The organism is Virgibacillus necropolis (assembly GCF_044793635.1).
GTDB lineage: Bacteria > Bacillota > Bacilli > Bacillales > Amphibacillaceae > Virgibacillus_F > Virgibacillus_F necropolis_A.
On record NZ_CP084992.1, the window covers coordinates 3,805,524 to 3,823,795 of the forward strand.

General features: G+C 35.8%; 21 protein-coding genes. 7 read left to right on the forward strand and 14 right to left on the reverse strand.

Features of this window, described 5'->3' with window-relative positions:
- The first annotated feature begins 3 nt into the window (after nt 1-3).
- Complete coding sequence (locus LG329_RS18810) at nt 4-987, forward strand: zinc-binding dehydrogenase (RefSeq protein ID WP_404452400.1); 984 nt, start codon at nt 4-6, stop codon at nt 985-987.
- Nucleotides 988-1,190: 203 nt separating this feature from the next.
- On the opposite strand, the gene LG329_RS18815 is transcribed toward LG329_RS18810, so the two are convergent.
- From LG329_RS18815 to LG329_RS18865, 11 genes are all read right to left on the reverse strand, one after another.
- Nucleotides 1,191-2,447 (reverse strand): Ger(x)C family spore germination protein, encoded by a 1,257-nt coding sequence (locus LG329_RS18815; protein ID WP_404452401.1) that lies wholly within the window; start codon nt 2,445-2,447, stop codon nt 1,191-1,193.
- On the reverse strand, nt 2,434-3,531 hold the full coding sequence (locus LG329_RS18820) for an endospore germination permease (protein ID WP_404452402.1): 1,098 nt from the start codon (nt 3,529-3,531) through the stop codon (nt 2,434-2,436). Before LG329_RS18820 ends, LG329_RS18815 begins: the two co-directional genes overlap by 14 nt.
- Nucleotides 3,532-3,534: 3 nt before the next feature.
- Entirely contained in the window at nt 3,535-5,073 is a 1,539-nt protein-coding gene (locus LG329_RS18825) for a spore germination protein (protein WP_404452403.1), read from the reverse strand.
- A gap of 124 nt (nt 5,074-5,197) precedes the next feature.
- On the reverse strand, nt 5,198-5,887 hold the full coding sequence (locus LG329_RS18830; RefSeq protein WP_404452404.1) for a thermonuclease family protein: 690 nt from the start codon (nt 5,885-5,887) through the stop codon (nt 5,198-5,200).
- Nucleotides 5,888-5,949: 62 nt separating this feature from the next.
- Nucleotides 5,950-6,807 (reverse strand): DUF421 domain-containing protein, encoded by an 858-nt coding sequence (locus LG329_RS18835; protein WP_404452405.1) that lies wholly within the window; start codon nt 6,805-6,807, stop codon nt 5,950-5,952.
- 33 nt (nt 6,808-6,840) lie between these two features.
- Nucleotides 6,841-7,044: a DUF1657 domain-containing protein gene (locus tag LG329_RS18840; RefSeq protein ID WP_404452406.1), complete on the reverse strand. Its 204-nt coding sequence runs from the start codon at nt 7,042-7,044 to the stop codon at nt 6,841-6,843.
- Nucleotides 7,045-7,061: 17 nt separating this feature from the next.
- Entirely contained in the window at nt 7,062-7,412 is a 351-nt protein-coding gene (gene spoVAE, locus LG329_RS18845) for a stage V sporulation protein AE (RefSeq protein ID WP_404452407.1), read from the reverse strand.
- Nucleotides 7,412-8,425, reverse strand: a complete 1,014-nt coding sequence (spoVAD, locus tag LG329_RS18850) for a stage V sporulation protein AD (RefSeq protein ID WP_404452408.1) — start codon at nt 8,423-8,425, stop codon at nt 7,412-7,414. The genes spoVAE and spoVAD overlap by 1 nt, the downstream gene beginning before the upstream one ends.
- Entirely contained in the window at nt 8,426-8,905 is a 480-nt protein-coding gene (spoVAC, locus tag LG329_RS18855) for a stage V sporulation protein AC (protein ID WP_404452409.1), read from the reverse strand.
- A gap of 20 nt (nt 8,906-8,925) precedes the next feature.
- The gene (locus LG329_RS18860; protein ID WP_404452410.1) at nt 8,926-9,381 is read right to left on the reverse strand and encodes a YhcN/YlaJ family sporulation lipoprotein; all 456 of its coding nucleotides are present in this window, start codon (nt 9,379-9,381) and stop codon (nt 8,926-8,928) included.
- An 83-nt stretch (nt 9,382-9,464) separates the two neighbouring features.
- Nucleotides 9,465-9,671, reverse strand: a complete 207-nt coding sequence (locus LG329_RS18865) for a DUF1657 domain-containing protein (protein ID WP_404452411.1) — start codon at nt 9,669-9,671, stop codon at nt 9,465-9,467.
- Between the two features lie 212 nt (nt 9,672-9,883).
- Between LG329_RS18865 and LG329_RS18870 the strand changes: the two genes are divergently transcribed.
- Nucleotides 9,884-10,330, forward strand: a complete 447-nt coding sequence (locus LG329_RS18870) for a hypothetical protein (RefSeq protein WP_404452412.1) — start codon at nt 9,884-9,886, stop codon at nt 10,328-10,330.
- A gap of 277 nt (nt 10,331-10,607) precedes the next feature.
- Here LG329_RS18870 and LG329_RS18875 read toward each other — a convergent pair whose 3' ends face one another.
- The 3 genes from LG329_RS18875 to LG329_RS18885 form a co-directional block, all read right to left on the reverse strand.
- Complete coding sequence (locus LG329_RS18875) at nt 10,608-11,324, reverse strand: hypothetical protein (protein WP_404452413.1); 717 nt, start codon at nt 11,322-11,324, stop codon at nt 10,608-10,610.
- 114 nt (nt 11,325-11,438) lie between these two features.
- Nucleotides 11,439-11,621: a hypothetical protein gene (locus tag LG329_RS18880; RefSeq protein WP_404452414.1), complete on the reverse strand. Its 183-nt coding sequence runs from the start codon at nt 11,619-11,621 to the stop codon at nt 11,439-11,441.
- Between the two features lie 30 nt (nt 11,622-11,651).
- Nucleotides 11,652-11,804, reverse strand: a complete 153-nt coding sequence (locus LG329_RS18885) for a hypothetical protein (protein WP_404452415.1) — start codon at nt 11,802-11,804, stop codon at nt 11,652-11,654.
- Between the two features lie 168 nt (nt 11,805-11,972).
- Between LG329_RS18885 and glp the strand changes: the two genes are divergently transcribed.
- The 5 genes from glp to LG329_RS18910 all read left to right on the forward strand — a co-directional run bounded on the left by glp (nt 11,973) and on the right by LG329_RS18910 (nt 18,243).
- Complete coding sequence (glp, locus tag LG329_RS18890; RefSeq protein WP_404452416.1) at nt 11,973-13,235, forward strand: gephyrin-like molybdotransferase Glp; 1,263 nt, start codon at nt 11,973-11,975, stop codon at nt 13,233-13,235.
- A 16-nt stretch (nt 13,236-13,251) separates the two neighbouring features.
- Nucleotides 13,252-14,274 (forward strand): GTP 3',8-cyclase MoaA, encoded by a 1,023-nt coding sequence (moaA, locus tag LG329_RS18895; RefSeq protein ID WP_404452418.1) that lies wholly within the window; start codon nt 13,252-13,254, stop codon nt 14,272-14,274.
- Nucleotides 14,275-14,305: 31 nt separating this feature from the next.
- Nucleotides 14,306-14,725: a YwpF family protein gene (locus LG329_RS18900; protein ID WP_404452420.1), complete on the forward strand. Its 420-nt coding sequence runs from the start codon at nt 14,306-14,308 to the stop codon at nt 14,723-14,725.
- A gap of 165 nt (nt 14,726-14,890) precedes the next feature.
- A complete protein-coding gene (locus LG329_RS18905; protein ID WP_404452421.1) occupies nt 14,891-16,255 on the forward strand; it encodes a TrkH family potassium uptake protein in 1,365 nt (454 codons plus the stop codon).
- A gap of 29 nt (nt 16,256-16,284) precedes the next feature.
- The gene (locus LG329_RS18910; RefSeq protein ID WP_404452423.1) at nt 16,285-18,243 is read left to right on the forward strand and encodes an EAL domain-containing protein; all 1,959 of its coding nucleotides are present in this window, start codon (nt 16,285-16,287) and stop codon (nt 18,241-18,243) included.
- The last annotated feature ends 29 nt before the right edge of the window (nt 18,244-18,272 follow it).

An 18,272-nucleotide genomic window follows, 5' to 3' on the forward strand; every position in this document is an offset into this window, starting at 1 on the left:
ATGTTGAAAGCTTTTGTACATGAACATGGAAAATTAGATGTGAAAAACCTAGATGAACCTGACTTGAATGATGATGAGGTACTCGTAAGTATACGTGCCGCGGGATTAAACAGGCGTGATGTAGGCATACCGAATCGTCGGGGGAGAGATGAGGAAGCACTTGTTTTAGGATCGGATGGAGCAGGTGTAATCGAAAGTGTAGGAGCGCATGTTACCGAGTTTTCAATAGGGGATGAGGTGATCATCAATCCTTCGCTCCACTGGAATGATAATAGTGTTGCACCACCAGAAGGATTTGACATTTTGGGTATGCCAAATCATGGGACATTTGCGGAAAAAATTGCGATTTCAGCTGAACAAGTGGAGAAAAAGCCAACACATTTGTCGTGGGATGAGGCAGGGGTTCTTGCTTTATCTGCCTTAACTGGTTATCGAGCATTATTTACAAAAGGTGAATTAAAGGAAGGGGACACGGTATTTATCCCTGGAGCTGGAAGTGGTGTTGCGACATACCTTATTATGTTTGCCAAAAGTGCCGGGGCAAAGGTTATCGTTACCTCCCGCAGTGAAGAGAAACGTACAAAAGCAACTGAACTAGGTGCGGATATCGTGCTTGATACCACTAGTGATTGGCCAGAACAACTGGCGGATGAAACAGTGGATTTAGTTATTGAAAGTGTAGGTAAAGCCACATTCAATCGTTCACTCGAGGTATTGAAAAAGGGTGGACGCATCGTCGTTTTTGGTGCCACAACAGAGGATACAGTAGACTTAAACTTACGCAAATTTTTCTACGGACAATATCAGCTTTTCGGTACAACAATGGGAAGCAGGGAAGAACTGCGAGAAATGCTCGCATTTGTAGAGAATCATAACCTTTTCCCGGTAGTTGATACAACATTTGAACTGAACCATGCAAAAGAAGCATTTTATTATCTAAAAGAAGGCAACCAATTTGGAAATGTTGCCATCCGGATTAGCGAATAAATAATTGGCTCTCTATCGTCATAGAGAGCCAATTTCTATTTACTCATATAAGATTTGTGAAAAAGGGAATGACAACAATCACTATCGCAATTAATGTAAGAGCGAAGGAACCGATTTTATTTTTTGTTCTCCAAAGCGTGATGGAAAACCCTATTGTGTATAAAAAGATAATGATAATCATCATCCAAATAAATAGTGTCATGTTAATCCCTTATTTCTTCTAGTTTTGGTAATTCACTTTGACGACCAAACTGGCCGAATGTAATGACGACATCTATGTTGACCTTCATTTCGGGGTAGGTTTTCATCCAGTCGTATTCTTCATAGGCTTGTATTGTTAAAAAATTTTTCCTGGCAATTAAGGACCACCCAAATGGTTCTCCTTTAAATTTCTCCTGTGTTTTTTTTACGAACTTCTCCATCTTCGTCGTTAATTCCTTTTTAATGGAATTTTTTAATTTATTTCGCTTCTCAATATTTTTTTCGTAGTCAATCATGCTATGTGCTGATAACACTTCAATTTCCAGCGGAATGGTTACATCTATTGTTGGAGTATGTGCTTTTAAATCCATTTCTACTTTATTTGCTTCTTTTTTATTAACTCTTGCTGCAATTCGATATTTTTCATTAAATGGATCTTTGAAAGTTGTCAAAATATCGGATGCATTTAAAATGGGGTTCAACACAATGGAAATTCGTGTCTCATCTGCTGTTAAAACTCCAATCATTCTTCCTTCTTTAAAAATTGCTGATCCAGCAAAATTAGTTTGATTTGTTTGACCTTCAAATTGAAATTCCCCAGCACTAAATTTATCATTATCTCGGTCTTGACCTTCATCCTCATTATTTTGCGTAGTGCCGTACATGGCTAAATAGAGTTCAGCGTCAGCTTCCGTTATTCTAAAATAATGAATTAACTCAGAAGATGGAAGCATACCCGTTTCAACACCACGTGACAGGGCCAGTTCAAAAAATTTGTGTGGCCTTGTTTCTAGCCTCGGTTCATTTTGCTTAAAAAATTCACTTGCAGTCTCTTTGGTAACAACCATACGCACATCGCGTCTTATTTCTGGATCTTTGGTTGCGTCGTACATCCATCGTATAAAATCTTTATCCCGTGCAAATTCCTCTGAAACAACCATGACACGCAGTAAATCATATGTAATTTCTTTTGCGATAACAGAATTGGCTGTATTTCTTGAGGTAGTAATATCATCGGTTACAAATGATATAACCTGTTGTGGAGGTTCCTTTGTACCTCCTCCTTGAATCTGTGAGCCATACTCTGGATTTGCAATTACATAAGTTATCTTGATACGATTATCAGCCTCAGCTTTATCTAGTCCAACTGCGATGACATATGCTCTTTCCTCGATTTGGCTTTGATTCCAGCAGCCACTTAATGTCAATAACAAAAAGATTAGACCGATAAGCTTTACGATTAGTTTATTTCTTTTCATTTTTGTAATCCCCTTTAAGCTTAGCCACAATCCACATGATACAGGGCAATCCAATAAACACAGGTGTTACAAACATTAAAATATTATCTCTAACTTGTGAGAGGGCAATTGGTTGATTTTCAATCATCATGCCAAGTAATAAAAATAGAGTGGCAAGAGTAGGGATTGTATGTTCAAATTCTTTTATTCGAAATAGCCTGCCAAATAATATTCCATTTATATAAAGGTAAACCGCAAAACGAATAAATGTAGCTATTAACCAAAATGGAAAGAAGAAGGTTTCTACATTTGTTAAGAAACCAAAATTAATATAGCGAATTACTTCATGAAAAGGGTAATTCAGCATTCGAACAGACTCGTAGTCAAATAGTATAAGATACGCGAATATGGCTAATGTTAATTCAGCAATCAATATGATAAACGCAATCCATGTTCCTTTTTTAAAATCATTTAAATTTCGAATGTATGGGGTTAGAAGACACAAATAAAGAATATCCCCATAGATAGAAAGTCTCAGGGTACTTTCCTTGAGGACTTCCCATACTCCCGGACCAAATAAAGGGAATATAAAAGCAATATTTCCTTGAATCATAGTTAAAACCAATGCAACAAATATAGACAGTTTGATGTATGGTAATAAGGATCTAGCTACCGAGCCAATCTGCTCTAAACCACGTTTAGCCCCATAAGCACAAACAGCTATTAATACAAAGTACAGTATAACGGTAGGGGTTCTTGTAAAATACATTGTCCCGATGATATCCGTATAAATTGCACTATCGATAATGATGGTAAAAGAACCGATTACCCATAGTGCAAAAATGACAGTAAAGCCAAGGTATTTTCCAAATAGGTGAACAAAAATTTCCAATAAATTTTTTTCCTTGTAATACATCATTGTTTTGATGAGTAAATAAATGGGAACAATCGCAACTATCCCACTTATAAACGGTGTCATCCAAGCTGCGGTATATAACGGTTTATATAATAGCGCTGGTAGATCATCAGCTAGTTTTGTTCCTATTGTCAGCAAAATAATTGCTGCGTATTCCCATATCCCAATTTTACCAGTGCTTTGTTCCATAAATTAATTCTCCCGTTTCTTCTTCATATCATTCGGCTTCACATAGCCAGGTCGAAATAGCTCGTTGTTAATCATGCGTCTAAAGATGGTATCTCCAGATGAAAGATACTTTGGTGTTAATGGAGATAGGTAAGGGACTCCAAATGATTTAATAGAAACCATATAAAACATTCCTAAGACAAATATGGCAGTCATTCCATAGATCCCAAACATTCCCGCAGCAAATATGAAAATAAATCGGCATAAACGAACAGCAAAATTAAGGCTGATATTACCTACTGCGAAAGAGCTTAATCCACCTAATGCTACTGCAATTACAACAATCGGGCTCACAATGTTTGCTTGAACAGCTGCCTGACCTAAAATTAATGCGCCAACAATTCCAATTGTAGGGCCAATTGTTGATGGCACACGTAATCCAGCTTCTCGTATAAGTTCAAACGCGATTTCTAATACAAGCACTTCTACTACGGCTGGTAAGGGTACTTTTTCTCGTGTAGCAGCAATGGCAAGTAATAAATCAGGTGGAACCATCTGAGCATGAAAGGTTGTTACTGCTACATAAAATGCTGAAGAGAATAAGGCAATAAAAATGGCTAATATACGTAAAAGCCTAACGAAGTTCCCGAAAAAAATCCGTAAGTATCCATCCTCTGCAGTATGAAAAAACGACCAGAAGGTAGCTGGCATAACAAGTGATGCTGGAGAATTATCCATCAGTAAGACAATATAACCATCCTCTAGAAAAGAAGCTGCTCGATCCGGCCGTTCCGTATTTAGAATTGTAGGAAATACAGAGAGCTTTTTTTCCTCAATATGCTGTTCGAGAATTGCTAGGTTTTGAATGGAATCAACATCTATGCGATTTACTCGATCTTTAACGCTTTTAAGTAAATCTTCATTCACTACGTCTTTTACATAGACAAAAAATACATCATTTTTAGAACGCTTAGAGATTGTTGTAGTTTCAAAGACAAGATTTTCATTCTTAATTTTTTTTCGTATGAGCGAGATATTTGTCATCACTTTTTCATTGAACGCTTCTTTTGATCCTATTAATGAAATTTCATTTTCGGCTTTTTCAATACCTCTGCCTTGAAAGTTAGAAGCACTGATGATATATGCCTGGTCCGAGCCTTCTACGAAAAGAGCGGCATTACCTTTGTTTATTTCAACCAATATGTCCTCAATCTTTTGTTTTGTTGAAATGGATTGAATAGATATCATATTTTTTATATCTTTGCTTTTATCTTGGTTACGCAATAAAGGACTAATGACCTGATCCTCGATTACATTTGTATCTGCAATGGTATTAATATAGAGAATGAAGGCTTTTTTGTTGATTTCGCCTATTAAGAGGTCACGAAATTTTACATCATTATTATCTGGGTGAGAATAAACGGATTTGAGTGTTTTACTTGTCTCGTCTAGTTTAGTGGTAATATTTTGTTCTTTTAACTCAATAGCTTCCTCCGATGATTGCTGATCATAGAGTTTTTCTACATCCTTGTAAATGTATTTATTGATTAATTTATTAAACATACAAAGCCACTCCGCCATTTCATTTTTTCTTATGTTGCACTTGATTAGGTTTAATTATGTACTAGTGGATTTGCTTAAGAAAAGAAAAAATCCGCTCTCTTATATGAAAGCGGACTTGGTAAAATTATAATCCTTCACACACTAGGCCATCACCTTCGCCATCCAGTCTGTGTGTATCTTTTTCAGGACCTCCTGCTGCTTCGAAAAATGTTTGTGCTTCTTCTTGTGTTGAAAAATTACCACAATCGCGGTCTTGGCCATTAGGTTCGTAGTTATTTTTTTGTTCTCTCGGGGTGAATGGGAACGCATCCAAATTGAATCCGTCCTCAGTTACATAGCCATCAATACTCCAAATGCCGATTTCCTTACGTTTTGCTTTGGATTCTATCTCACGAAAACTTTCCACATACCGATCATTCGGAGGATAAACATAAGCTACTCGTGCCAAGCCTTTTTCAAGCAACATTTTATTAAACATCTGACCATCTTTGGTGTAAACATAGGCAAGTAAACGATCATATTTATCTCGCTTCTCTGAGCCATATTCAATTCGTATTGGTTCAGAAGGGGAGAAGGTATCTTTCATCAGCTGACTAGCTTCCGGGCCGAATGGCTGCACTTCTTTATCAGGATGCTTTGTCTCTGGTGTATCAACTAATAATAATCGTATGTATTCTTCTTTTCCATTAATGTTAACTAGTAATGTATCGCCATCTACAACTCTAATAAAAGTTACATCATGTTTCGATGTATTGGGTACACAACCAATTAGGAGGACAAATAGTAGTAAGCTAACTAAACTCTTTTTACACAAATAAAACAGCCCCTTCTATGCATAAGCCAAATTATACATGAAAAGGGGCTAATCTAAAAAGCCTACTTTAAATATCCCGATACAAGATCAATTGCCTGTTGCAGTTTTTTACTATTTTTCTGATACATTTCTTTGGCTGATTGATTTTCGGTTGCTAATCCAAAAAGCTCCAGATCAGCCTGGCATTTTTTCAAGTTGGCTAGAAGTAACGGTTTTTCGGAAGGAGCAGGGACCGCAATTTTGTCATCATACAAATCGAGAGTGAGCTGGCCATCTGTATCTGCTTGTGCTAGAAAAACATTTTCAATACTCACGTCCATTTTATCGAGTTCCGTTTCTAACCAATTTGTATTTAAGGAGAGGTTTGCTAGTGGTTCCAGCAATACTTTTCCATCCATAATTACCGTTTCAGATTGTTTTTCAGTGGGAAGTTTCATGCCTAAATCTTTTGCCGATAAAGGTTGATTTTCCTTCTTTAACATAATACTTAAGCTACCAGAGGGTTCAAGAACAGCAAACTCCACATCTGCTGTCTTATAAATTTGATTGTCACGTAATTTTTCAAGTAAGTCATCTGTATTAAAACGTTCTTTTTTTAGATTATCTTCCATAATTTTACCGTCTTGAATGAATACAGTGCTTTTACCTTGTGTAAAATCACGGAAGGTTTTGCTTTTTAGGGAAATGTATTCAACGACAAATGGAATAAGAAACCATACAAATAATGCAGCAATGGCATGGCCGAAATCTGTATTTGTATCAGCCGCATGCATCGCAACTATACTACCAATAACAATCCCGGTAATGTATTCAAAAATGTTCATTTCTGATAGTTGTTTTTTACCCAAGGCTTTTGTTATAAAAAATAGAATGACAAGTAAGATAAAAGATCTTATGATGATATTAACCCACTCTGGCATAAGAAAAATCCTTTCTGAGATAGCAAGTTTTCTTTAGCTTTTGTATTGCGGTTCCTCTTTAGTAAGATAAATGACCTGTTTTTGCAAGTCATTTTTAACCTCATCGACTATCGTTTTCGTATTTATATATACTTCTTTAGCTTGTTGATCTTGTGTTTTATTTGCTAATAAACTGAGTGTTGCTTCCGCACTTTTTAACGAAGAAAAACAACTTTTCACCTGTGATCCAATCGTCATAAATGTTGACCTCCTTATTAACCCTTTGGTCTAAAAAATAGTGCACCAATAAAACCAAATATTATTGCGGCTGAAATTCCTGAACTAGTAACCTGGAACATACCGGTTACTACTCCTATAATCCCATGCTCTTCTGCCGCGGCCATCGCACCATGTACTAACGAGTTTCCGAAGTTTGTAATAGGTACCGTTACGCCAGCTCCTGCGAAATCGATTAATGGTTCATACAATCCGAAACCATCAAGAATTGCCCCAACAACAACGAGTATGCTTAAGGTATGTCCGGGTGTTAGTTTAAAAACGTCAAACATGATTTGGCCGATAACACAAATAAGTCCACCAATAACAAATGCCCAGAAAAATATCATTAACTATCACTTCCTGTTTCAATAGAGACTGCATGTGCAATACAAGGAATAGGATCCTTTTGTTGAACACTTAACGTAGAGTGTAATGCACCAGTAGCAATAACAAGTATTCGATTTAGTTCTCCACGTTTCATTTTGTTTAAGAAATGTCCGTACGTGACAACGGAGGAACATCCAGCTCCACTTGCTCCTGCCAAAACAGGCTGACCTTCCCGGTATATCGTTAATCCACAATCAACATATTGTTCTTCCGATATAGAGATACCCTGTTTTTTTAGAAGGTCAAGGGAAACTTCCCGGCCTATATGACCCAGGTCACCAGTTATAATTAAATCATAATAGGACGGATCTACATTTCGTTCTCTCAGGTGTGTTTCTAATGTATCCACTGCAGCGGGGGCCATCGCACCACCCATGTTAAACGGATCGGACATTCCCATATCTACTACTTTTCCAATTGTTGCGGAGGTAATTACCGGACCTTTGCCTTCCTTTGCTACAAGTGCACAACCAGCACCAGTAACTGTCCATTGTGCTGTAGGGGGCTTTTGACCACCATATTCGGTTGGATAACGAAATTGCTTTTCAGTCGCAGCGTTGTGACTTGCACTACCACTCATAATATAATCTGCGCCCTGTCCGTTGATTATAAAAGCCGATAAAGCAAGACTTTCCATCGAAGTTGCACATGCACTAAATAAACCGAAGTAGGGGGTATCGAGAGTTTTTGCGGCAAAGCTTGTCGGTGTGATTTGGTTAATTAAATCCCCACTAATAAAAAACTTTACTTGCTCCTTTTGTATGGAACTATTTTTTATCGCGAACTGGCAAGCCTCTTCCAGCATAGTTTGTTGCGCTTTCTCGAAGGAAGCTTGTTTTAGCCACATATCATCATGGAGTAAATCAAAATCATTTGGGATATTTCCATTTGCCTCAAACGGCCCACCGACAGTACCAGTGGAAACAATTACGGGTTTATTTTCAAAAACCCAGGTTCGATGACCGACTAACATTTATAATACCCCCCATTGAATCAGAAGCGTTTTGATAATTGCAACAATAAATGCAGAGAAAACACCGAATAAAACAACAGACCCTGCCAGTTTGAACATATTAGAACCAACACCCAACACAAAACCTTCTGTACGGTGCTCAATGCAAGCAGAAATAACCGCATTCCCAAAACCTGTTACAGGAACAGCTGATCCAGCACCAGCAAATTGTCCAATTCGATCATATACGCCAAAGCCAGTTAGAAGCATGGTAATAAAAATTAATGTAGCAACTGTAGGGTGTCCAGCTGTTTGATCGGTGAAATCAAAGAAGTAGATATAAAACGTTGTAATTAATTGACCAATAAAACAGATAAATCCACCTACTAAGAAGGCTTTTATGCAATTTTTAAATATAGGTCTTTTCACTTCACGCTGCTGTTGAAAGGCCTGATATTCTTGTGCACTTGGAGGTAAGTTTTTCTTTATTTTATCAGCCATTACTTGCCAACTCTTTTCATTTAAGTTTTATCATGTGAAAGTGCTATTAGATGTTTCACTTCTTTTTTTAACTTTTTCTTTCCTATCTTTTTTTGTGATACTTTTTTCTCTAGTTCATTTATCTCCATTACCAATTTTTTGTCTGTTGAGACTTCTATCTTAAAATCATCAAATTGTTTCTTCAGTTTCTTTTTTAATTTTTTTTCAAATTTTGCTAACTTCAAACGATCATGGTGATGGACCTCGTATGCAATCAACATCGTTTTATTTGTATTAACCGCATAAATATTAGTTGTTTCATCATATTTTTGTAACATATTTTTAGCTTGTTCTGATGGAGATTGATCAGGTAACGAAGACGTACTTATTTTGGTTGGTTCTGTTGAATGATCGTTTGAATTATCAGGCTGTGTAGTTGTATTACAAGCAACTAAAAAGCCGAGAGCAAGAAGAAAAATCAATTTTTGTGTTCTCAAGATAATATCACCTACTTTAAGTTGGAATATGTAGTAGGGGGTTGAAGAATAAAAATTCAACCCTTTAAATTTCTAAAATATATTTATTCGTTTTTATATTGTGGTTCTTCTTGTTCAATTTCCTGCATACGCGGTTCAACACTCTGTAAAATTGCATTTGTTTGTTGTGCTGCACCTTCGTATAATTGTTTTGCCTGGGTGTTTTGCGTTTGTAATGCAAATTGTTCAAAGCTTGCTTGTGCACTTTTCAATCCGGCGATTGTTTGCTTGACCTGACTAGCAACTGTCATTCGAAATTCCTCCTTTCGGTATCACTTATTAGAATTGTATTTTTTGTCGCTATTATGCTTTTTATTTTTTTCCTTTTTATGTTAATCTTAATAAAAGATAAATAACTGAATTATTTTATACTTATAAAATTAAAATTCGAATTAAAATGAAACTTTATTACATCTTCAACCGTCATATAGATATTAGTAAATTTTGACAGGAGGACTAATAATTGAAAAAATACAAACTTATATTATATATAGTCCCCATCGCCGTTATAGCTATCCTATTTTTTGTATGGAATGGAGTTGGAAAAGCTACATTAGTTGCTAATCAAGGTGGTTCAAAAAAGATTGAGGATTTTATTTTACATATTAGAGTTGAGGAAGAAGATCAAAAAATTAAAGTATATCGATCATTGCAATACATTGGGGAAGAATCCATTGAGATTGAACACCAAACGCCATTAATATCTGTCTCATTGGGTCATAAAAACCATGATTTCACAGGAAGCAAGGTTAAAGAAGACATGACAGATGGGGATAGTTATTATCCACAAAAAGCAAAAACGATAAAGATACCAAAGAAAGGGAGATACACCCTGTATTGTATAGCGAGGTTTGAGATAAATGGACGGGAGAAGACCATAGAACATACGGAAGAATTGGTATTTGAATAACGAAAACATAAGTTTCAGTTTAGACAGAAATAAAAAACAGCACTGCGCCTCGTGCTGTTTTTTCTTGTTTACCAGGAAACTATAAAATTTTGTAATTGTGGATAACTGAATACCTGTCAGCCACGTCCAGCTCCAGCGCCCATTGCCTAGTGCCCTTCCGGTACCTCCTTACGATAAGTCAACATCGGTTCGCTAACGCGCTCCGTGTTTCCTTTATCTCATACGGTTCCGTCCAGGCCATACGGCAATAACCGGGCGCTTGCGCTTTTGTTCTTCACTAATCTATGGTAAGTATAATTTCCTGTGTTGCTTCTTTTACTTCATTCCACTTAGAAAGTAGGGAAGAGGACGGTTCAACTATGTCTGGAATCTTTACCGAGATACTTTGATTGTCAATCCATTCTGCAGCAAGGATTGGCCATTGATAGTCCAGTATGTCCATTTCGTTTGTTATATTCGTTAGTGGTAATAGCTCCCATTCTTCGATATCAATCACGATCATATTGCTTAATGGTAATGCCATCAAATTATCACGATTAAACTGAAGGAATATTTTCGAATTATCTGGAGATAATTTAATTTCTTTTGATAGGGCAAGATCCGCTACAAGATAAGCTTGATTTCCATCACTTTTATCTAGTAATAAATAGGAACATGTTTCATTCACACATGAAAATTCAAGTAAGTATAGTTGACTATTATCATAGTGAATTGGTGTAAGATGCATGGATTCTACTGCTCTGATGGGATCATGTGCTGCACTTAAATATGCATTTAAAATTGGCACCATTTCTAAATTAATCATTACTTTTTCATTTGGAAGGATAAATTCTATCATTTCATCCACTTCATCTTCATTTTTATTGGATTGCTCAATCAACTCAGGATTCTCTTTTGTATTTTTAGGTGTAGTCTTCTTTACAATGACTTGTTCTTCTTTTTGACAGGCTACAAGTAATAAAAGCAGACTGATTAAGAAAACAAATTTTTTCATAGAAACTCTCCATTTCATTAATAATTAGAATATAACTAATTATACATTAATCATTAATGGAAAAAAGGCTATATCCGCAAAAAAACATCGCCATATAGCGATGTTTTATTAAACTCATATATTTTTGTTGTCATCTTGTTCATCATGGCTACCATGTGATAGGTAATCTTCTTGTAGCTCTTCTTTCTCATCCATGGTAAGGGATGAATCGGTATTGGGGTTTTTCCCTTTATTGGAAAGCATAAGAATAATTAATAGTACGATTATAATTACAATTACAATATAAAGCCACATCATTTTTATCACCTCTTATAGTGAAACAAACATTTAAAACATAGGAAATACATAATTTATTAAGAACCACAAAATGCCGAAAAAAATAATCAAATATGTCGCATACTTAATTACCGCTACGCCGACCTTACTTGAATCAGATTTCTTTTCACGGTGTTCAACTTCTACATCTCTGCGATCATCCATACTACGTACACTCCCTTTTATTATAACGCTGTGTTACTAAAATAATACCCGCCATTGTTAAAAGTGAAACCTTCTGGCTTTTTAAGAGTATGATAAATATTATTAATTTCAAAAATTTGATAGACTAAGAGTGATAGTAAAATAAAGTTGGAAAGGATTTTGTGGAGTATGGTGGAAATGCGAAAACCTATGCCAATAAGTGAAGCAGTAACTAAAGTGATGGAGTTTAGTAAAACAGGTGGAACAGAGTTTTTATCAATTGAAGCATGCGATGGGAGAAGGCTGGCGGAACCTATTATCACGGGACATCCGGTCCCACCATTTGATAAATCACCTTATGATGGATTTGCATTCTATTCAGGGGATACTGAACATGCCTCTACCGAGTACTCTGTAGAATTTGAAGTTGTTGAGCATGTTGGAGCGGGGCAAGTTCCTAAGAAAATACTAACAAAGAATCAGGCTACACGTATTATGACTGGTGCACAAATTCCAGACGGCGCTGATTGTGTAGCAATGTTTGAAATTTGTAAGGAATTTGAACGAAACGGTAAAGCACATATCTCAATAAAACGGACAATGAAGCCTGATCAGAATGTGATTCGGAAAGGATCCGAAATTGAGCAAGGAATTGAGTTGGTGGCTAAAGGAACCACTATCAACCCCGGTGTCAAAGCACTTTTAGCAACGTTTGGATATAAACATGTACATGTAGTAAAAAAGCCTGTCGTTGGAATATTTGCAACTGGTACTGAACTACTTGATGTTGGCGATGAGCTTGAACCAGGTAAAATACGTAACTCCAATGCATATATGGTGATGTCGCAAATCAAACGCGCGGGTGGTGAACCACTTTATTTCGGGAAGTTAGTTGACGAATTTGAATCAAGCTTTGAATCGATTAAAGACAAACTGGAAAGTGTGGATTTTCTAATTACAACTGGTGGGGTATCTGTTGGCGATTTTGATTTGATGCCTGCAATCTATGAAAAATTACATGCCAAGGTTTTATTTAACAAAGTTGCGATGCGACCTGGAAGTGTTACGACGGTTGCAACGGTGGGGGGTAAACTTCTGTTTGGTTTATCTGGAAATCCATCTGCCTGTTATGTGGGGTTTGAGTTATTTGTTCGACCTATATTACAAAGCTATTTATTCAATGAAAAACCTTACTTAAAAAGAACGCAGGCAATCCTTGTTGACGATTTTCCGAAGCCAAATCCATTCACCCGGTTTGTACGTGGAACTATTTTTATTGAAAATGGACAAGTTTCAGTTCGATTAGCAGGTATAGATAAATCTAATGTAGTAACATCTTTAGCTTTTGCAAATGGATTGATGGTCCTACCCGGTGGAACTAGAGGATATACGAAAGGTTCACAAGTAGATGTATTATGGCTTGATGATAGTCAAGGTCAAGACACGTTCTAAAAGGAGCTGATTGAGGTTGGAACAGAATATTACGCCAATAACAGATCATTTCGGGAGACAGCTGAAGGATCTTCGAATATCGGTAATCGATAAATGTAATTTTAGGTGTACATACTGCATGCCAAAGGAGATTTTCGGCGATGATTATGTGTTTCTTCCTGAAAGCGAATTATTAAGCTTTGATGAAATCACGCGCGTTGCAGAACAGTTTGCAAAGCTTGGAGTTGAAAAAATTCGTATTACAGGTGGAGAACCTTTATTACGTAAAAACCTAGACGAATTAATAGCGCGGTTAACAGACATACCTGGAATTAATGATATTGCCTTAACCACGAACGGTATATTTTTGCCGCGAAAAGCTCAAAAACTTAAAGATGCCGGCTTAAAGCGGGTTAATATAAGCTTAGATGCAATTGAGGATGAAGTGTTCACTCAAATTAATGGAAAAGGTGTTGTGACACTTCCTGTATTAAAGGGGATTGAAGCGGCACAGACGGCCGGATTGCAAGTGAAAATAAATATGGTGGTAAAAAAAGGTATGAACGATAACCAAATTTTGCCTATGGCTCGGTATTTTAAAGGTCGCAACATCATATTACGCTATATTGAATTTATGGATGTCGGGAATCATAATGACTGGGATTTAAATAATGTGATTTCAAAAAAACAAATTATTGATATAATTAAAGAAGAAATGACGATTGTTCCTGCCGATTCAAATTATTATGGGGAAGTGGCATCCAGATACAAATATGAAGACGGAGAAGGAGAAATTGGAGTCATATCGTCTGTGACGGACTCGTTTTGTAGTACCTGTACACGAATTAGACTGTCTGCGGATGGGAAACTGTACACCTGTTTGTTTGCTTCAGGTGGATACGATTTAAGGCAAGACTTGCGCTCAAATCTATCAGAAGAGGGATTAGAAAATAAGTTAAGTTCTATTTGGAATAAACGAACAGACCGTTACTCTGATGAACGGGCAGAACTGAAAGACACAAGTCGAAAAAAAATTGAAATGAGCTACATTGGTGGATAGGCATAAAAATGCCTAGGAGGTGAATGGATAAATGAAAACATTTAAATTGCACTCCTTAGAAATTGTGGAAAATAAAGATGATGATTTTGTTCAGCATGAAATTCCATTACTTGATGGGCTAATTATCAACAGGGAAGATGAACAGAACCGTTGGGTGATTGAAGCCTTTATGGAGAAGGATAACTTTGAAGTTTTTCATAACTTAAAGGAAATAGACGATACTGTCATGCTGCAAGTGAAAATTACAAAAGAGTCAAATACACCTGCGACCTTTATTACTTCACTTTTATCAATCAACGAAATAGGAGATCGGATAAATGTGATATTTATGGGTACAATCGTTGACCAACGAAAAGATATTGTTAAGGATATGTTAAAGAAGTTAATTGAAGAAGGCTACCAGGGCGAATCTTTATATAAAAAATTTAAAGAATTGATTGAAGAGGGTTAGTAGATTGACTACTAACCCTCTTTTTGGCCCGAAAGCTAATAAAAAGACATATAGTGAAATTAATTGTCAAATATACGAGCAAATCTTTTATATGCCTGCTATAATGGGTTTAAGTTTTTGTGGAAAATAACCGATAGTATAGTTGAAAGTATAAGGAGCCACTTTATGTTTTTGTATATATTTCAGTTTAAATGGTTGAATAAATTATCACCAGTGCAATTAATTTTATTTTTCTACTGCGTTGCTGTGCTTGTATCTACTTGTATTTTAGCAATGCCGATTGCACATGAAGGTGGTGTGGACGCATCATTAATCGACATTTTATTTGTCGCTGTAAGTGCAATAAGTGTTACAGGTTTAACACCAATTAGTATATCTGAAACTTTTAATACATTCGGATATTTTTTGTTAGCATTTATCCTTCAATTTGGTGCAGTTGGTATTATGGCTATGGGTACCTTTATTTGGATCATACTTGGTAAAAAAATTGGTTTAAAAGAGCGTCGATTAATTATGACTGATCAAAACCAGACCTCATTTTCAGGCATGGTTCGTCTAATCAAACAAATAATGCTTGTAATTTTAACCATTGAATTCATTGGTTTTATTATTTTAGGTACTTATTACATACAATATTTTCCTACTATTGGAGAGGCATATTTAAATGGTTTTTTTAGCTCAATAAGTGCCACTACAAATGGTGGGTTTGATATAACTGGGAATTCCCTACTTATGTTTAAGGATGATTATTTTGTCCAATTTATTACCATGCTTTTGATTATTTTCGGAGCAATTGGGTTTCCAGTGTTAATTGAAGTTAAAGAATATATGTTTGCTAATGCTGAGGTTCGTAAAAATTTACGATTTTCATTGTTTACCAAAGTGACCTCACTCACTTTTTTCGCTTTAATTTTTGTAGGGGCAATTTTCATTGCTCTGTTGGATGCAAAGGACTTTTTTGCGGATAAATCTTGGCATGAAGTATTATTTTATTCCCTGTTCCAGTCAGTTACGACAAGAAGTGGCGGATTGGCAACGATGGATGTATCCCAATTAACCGAACAGAATCATTTATTTATGTCATTCTTAATGTTTATCGGGGCTTCACCAAGTAGTGCTGGTGGGGGGATACGTACGACCACATTTGCATTGGTGTTAATTTTTATCATAACTTATGCTCGTGGTGGTGCGAGTATTCGTATATTTAAGCGAGAAGTCCACCAAGAGGATTTGCTAAAAGCGGTTACTGTATCATTGATGGCAATTGCATTCGTATTTAGTTCCATTTTAGCCATATCGATTATGGAGCCATATTCATTGTCAGAAATATTATTTGAGGTAACATCAGCATTTGGTACGGTTGGCCTTTCGCTGGGAATTACAAGTGAACTTTCTACAGTAAGTAAAGTCATCTTAATGATCTTAATGTTCATTGGACGAGTAGGCATTATCACATTCTTGTTCATGTTTAAAAATAATAAATCAAGCGGGAAGTTTCATTATCCAAAAGAAAGAATGATTATTGGTTAACGATACGAGAGTCTTTGGAGGAGAATCGCATGTCAAATGGAAAAATTGAATTTCCGATTCATGATGGTGTTTTTATACATTTAAAAGATGCAATACTATTTGTTAATGATCAAGGAGAGATCGTTAAAGGAAATAACGCTGCTTTTTCATTACTAAATATTAATGTGAAAGATGATTTATCGATTTTTCGTTTTATGGACTTTGATTTATTAATGGGTGACGCAGAAAAACATTTGTTAATGGAATTAAAAAAAGATGATGGAAGGTTAATTGAAGTAAAGTCTGTTCGAGTTGACGATTCTTTGTATTGCTTAATAATGAGTGACTTATCCATACAAGATAAAACGGAAGAGATCAAGACATACATTAATCAGCTGACACATGCCAGTATAGAAGGCATGGTAATGTATAATGAGGAAAAAGTTCTGGATTGTGATCAAACTTTCGCCAATATGTTTGGTTATGATAAAGAAGATATAATAAAAATGAGCCTGGCAGAACTAGTTCAAGAATATAATGGCTATGGATTAAATCAAGTTACATATAAAAGTTCTGAAGAATCAAAAGTATATACGGTCATTAAGAATGACGGAAGAATAGTTCATCTGGAAATGATTGAGCAACCTTATAATAATTATGGAGACATTATTCGTGTGGCAATAATTAAGGACATTACGGAACAAATCGAAAATGAACGAAGAATTGAATTCATGGCTTTTTATGATGAATTAACAGATTTACCGAATCGAAACTTTTTCGTGAAGATCCTGAAGGAAGCAATTTCTGATGCTAAGGAAGCCAATGAAATGCTTGCAGTTTATTTTATTGATTTGGATTACTTCAAAGAAATTAATGACACTTTAGGTTATGCTTTTGGTGATAAATTATTAAAGGCATGCGGTGAAAAGCTAAAATCATTTTTACATACAGATACATTTATTGCTCGTATGAGTGGAGATGAATTCTTAATCCTACAAAAACATACGAAAAATAAAGATGATGCTGTAAAACTCGCTGAAGAATTAATTTCTGAATTTGAAAAGCCAATAAAAATTGATGGTTATGAACTCTTTATTTCAATCAGTATTGGTATAAGTGTTTTTCCGGAAAACGGCTTATCAGCAAATGATTTAATTAAGCATGCAGATTCAGCGATGTATGTGATCAAAGAACGTCATCGAAATAATTATAACTTATTTGAATCATCTATATCTGAAAATTTCAAAAATATGTTAACGATGGAACGCGAACTTAGAAAGGCATTAACGCTTGGACATTTTGAACTGCATTACCAGCCACAAAAAAATCTTGGATCAGGGAAAATTGTAGGGTTAGAGGCATTGCTTCGCTGGAACCATCCGATTACTGGATATATTCCACCAGATGATTTTATATCTCTTGCAGAGAAGACAGGGCTGATTATTGGTATTGGGGAATGGGTTTTAAAAGAGGCATGTAAACAAAATAAAGCTTGGCAGGACAAAGGATATGAACCTGTAATTGTTAGTGTTAATTTATCTGCAAAGCAGTTTCATCAAAAGGAATTAGTAGAAAATATTGAAAACATACTAACACAAACTGGATTAGATCCATGTTACCTGGAACTTGAAATCACGGAGAGCATGGCGATGAGCAATGAAGACCTTATCATCGATACCTTGAAGCGACTAAGGAAATTAGGAGTATTAGTATCCATTGATGATTTTGGTACAGGATATTCATCATTAAAGTATTTAAGTATATTCCCTGTTACAAAGTTAAAGATCGATAAAACGTTCATGGACGAAAACCAAAAGCAAAATCAGGCAATTGTAAAGTCGATTATTCATATGTCCCATTCATTAAACATGAAGGTTATCGCAGAAGGCGTGGAAACAATAGAACAGCTTACGTTTTTAGAGAGTGAGAAATGTGATGAGGTACAAGGTTATTATTATAGTAAACCATTGCCACCAGAGCGGTTAACGAAGTTTTTTCAGGTGCAATAAGTAAAAATAAGCAAAAACCATCTCGTAAA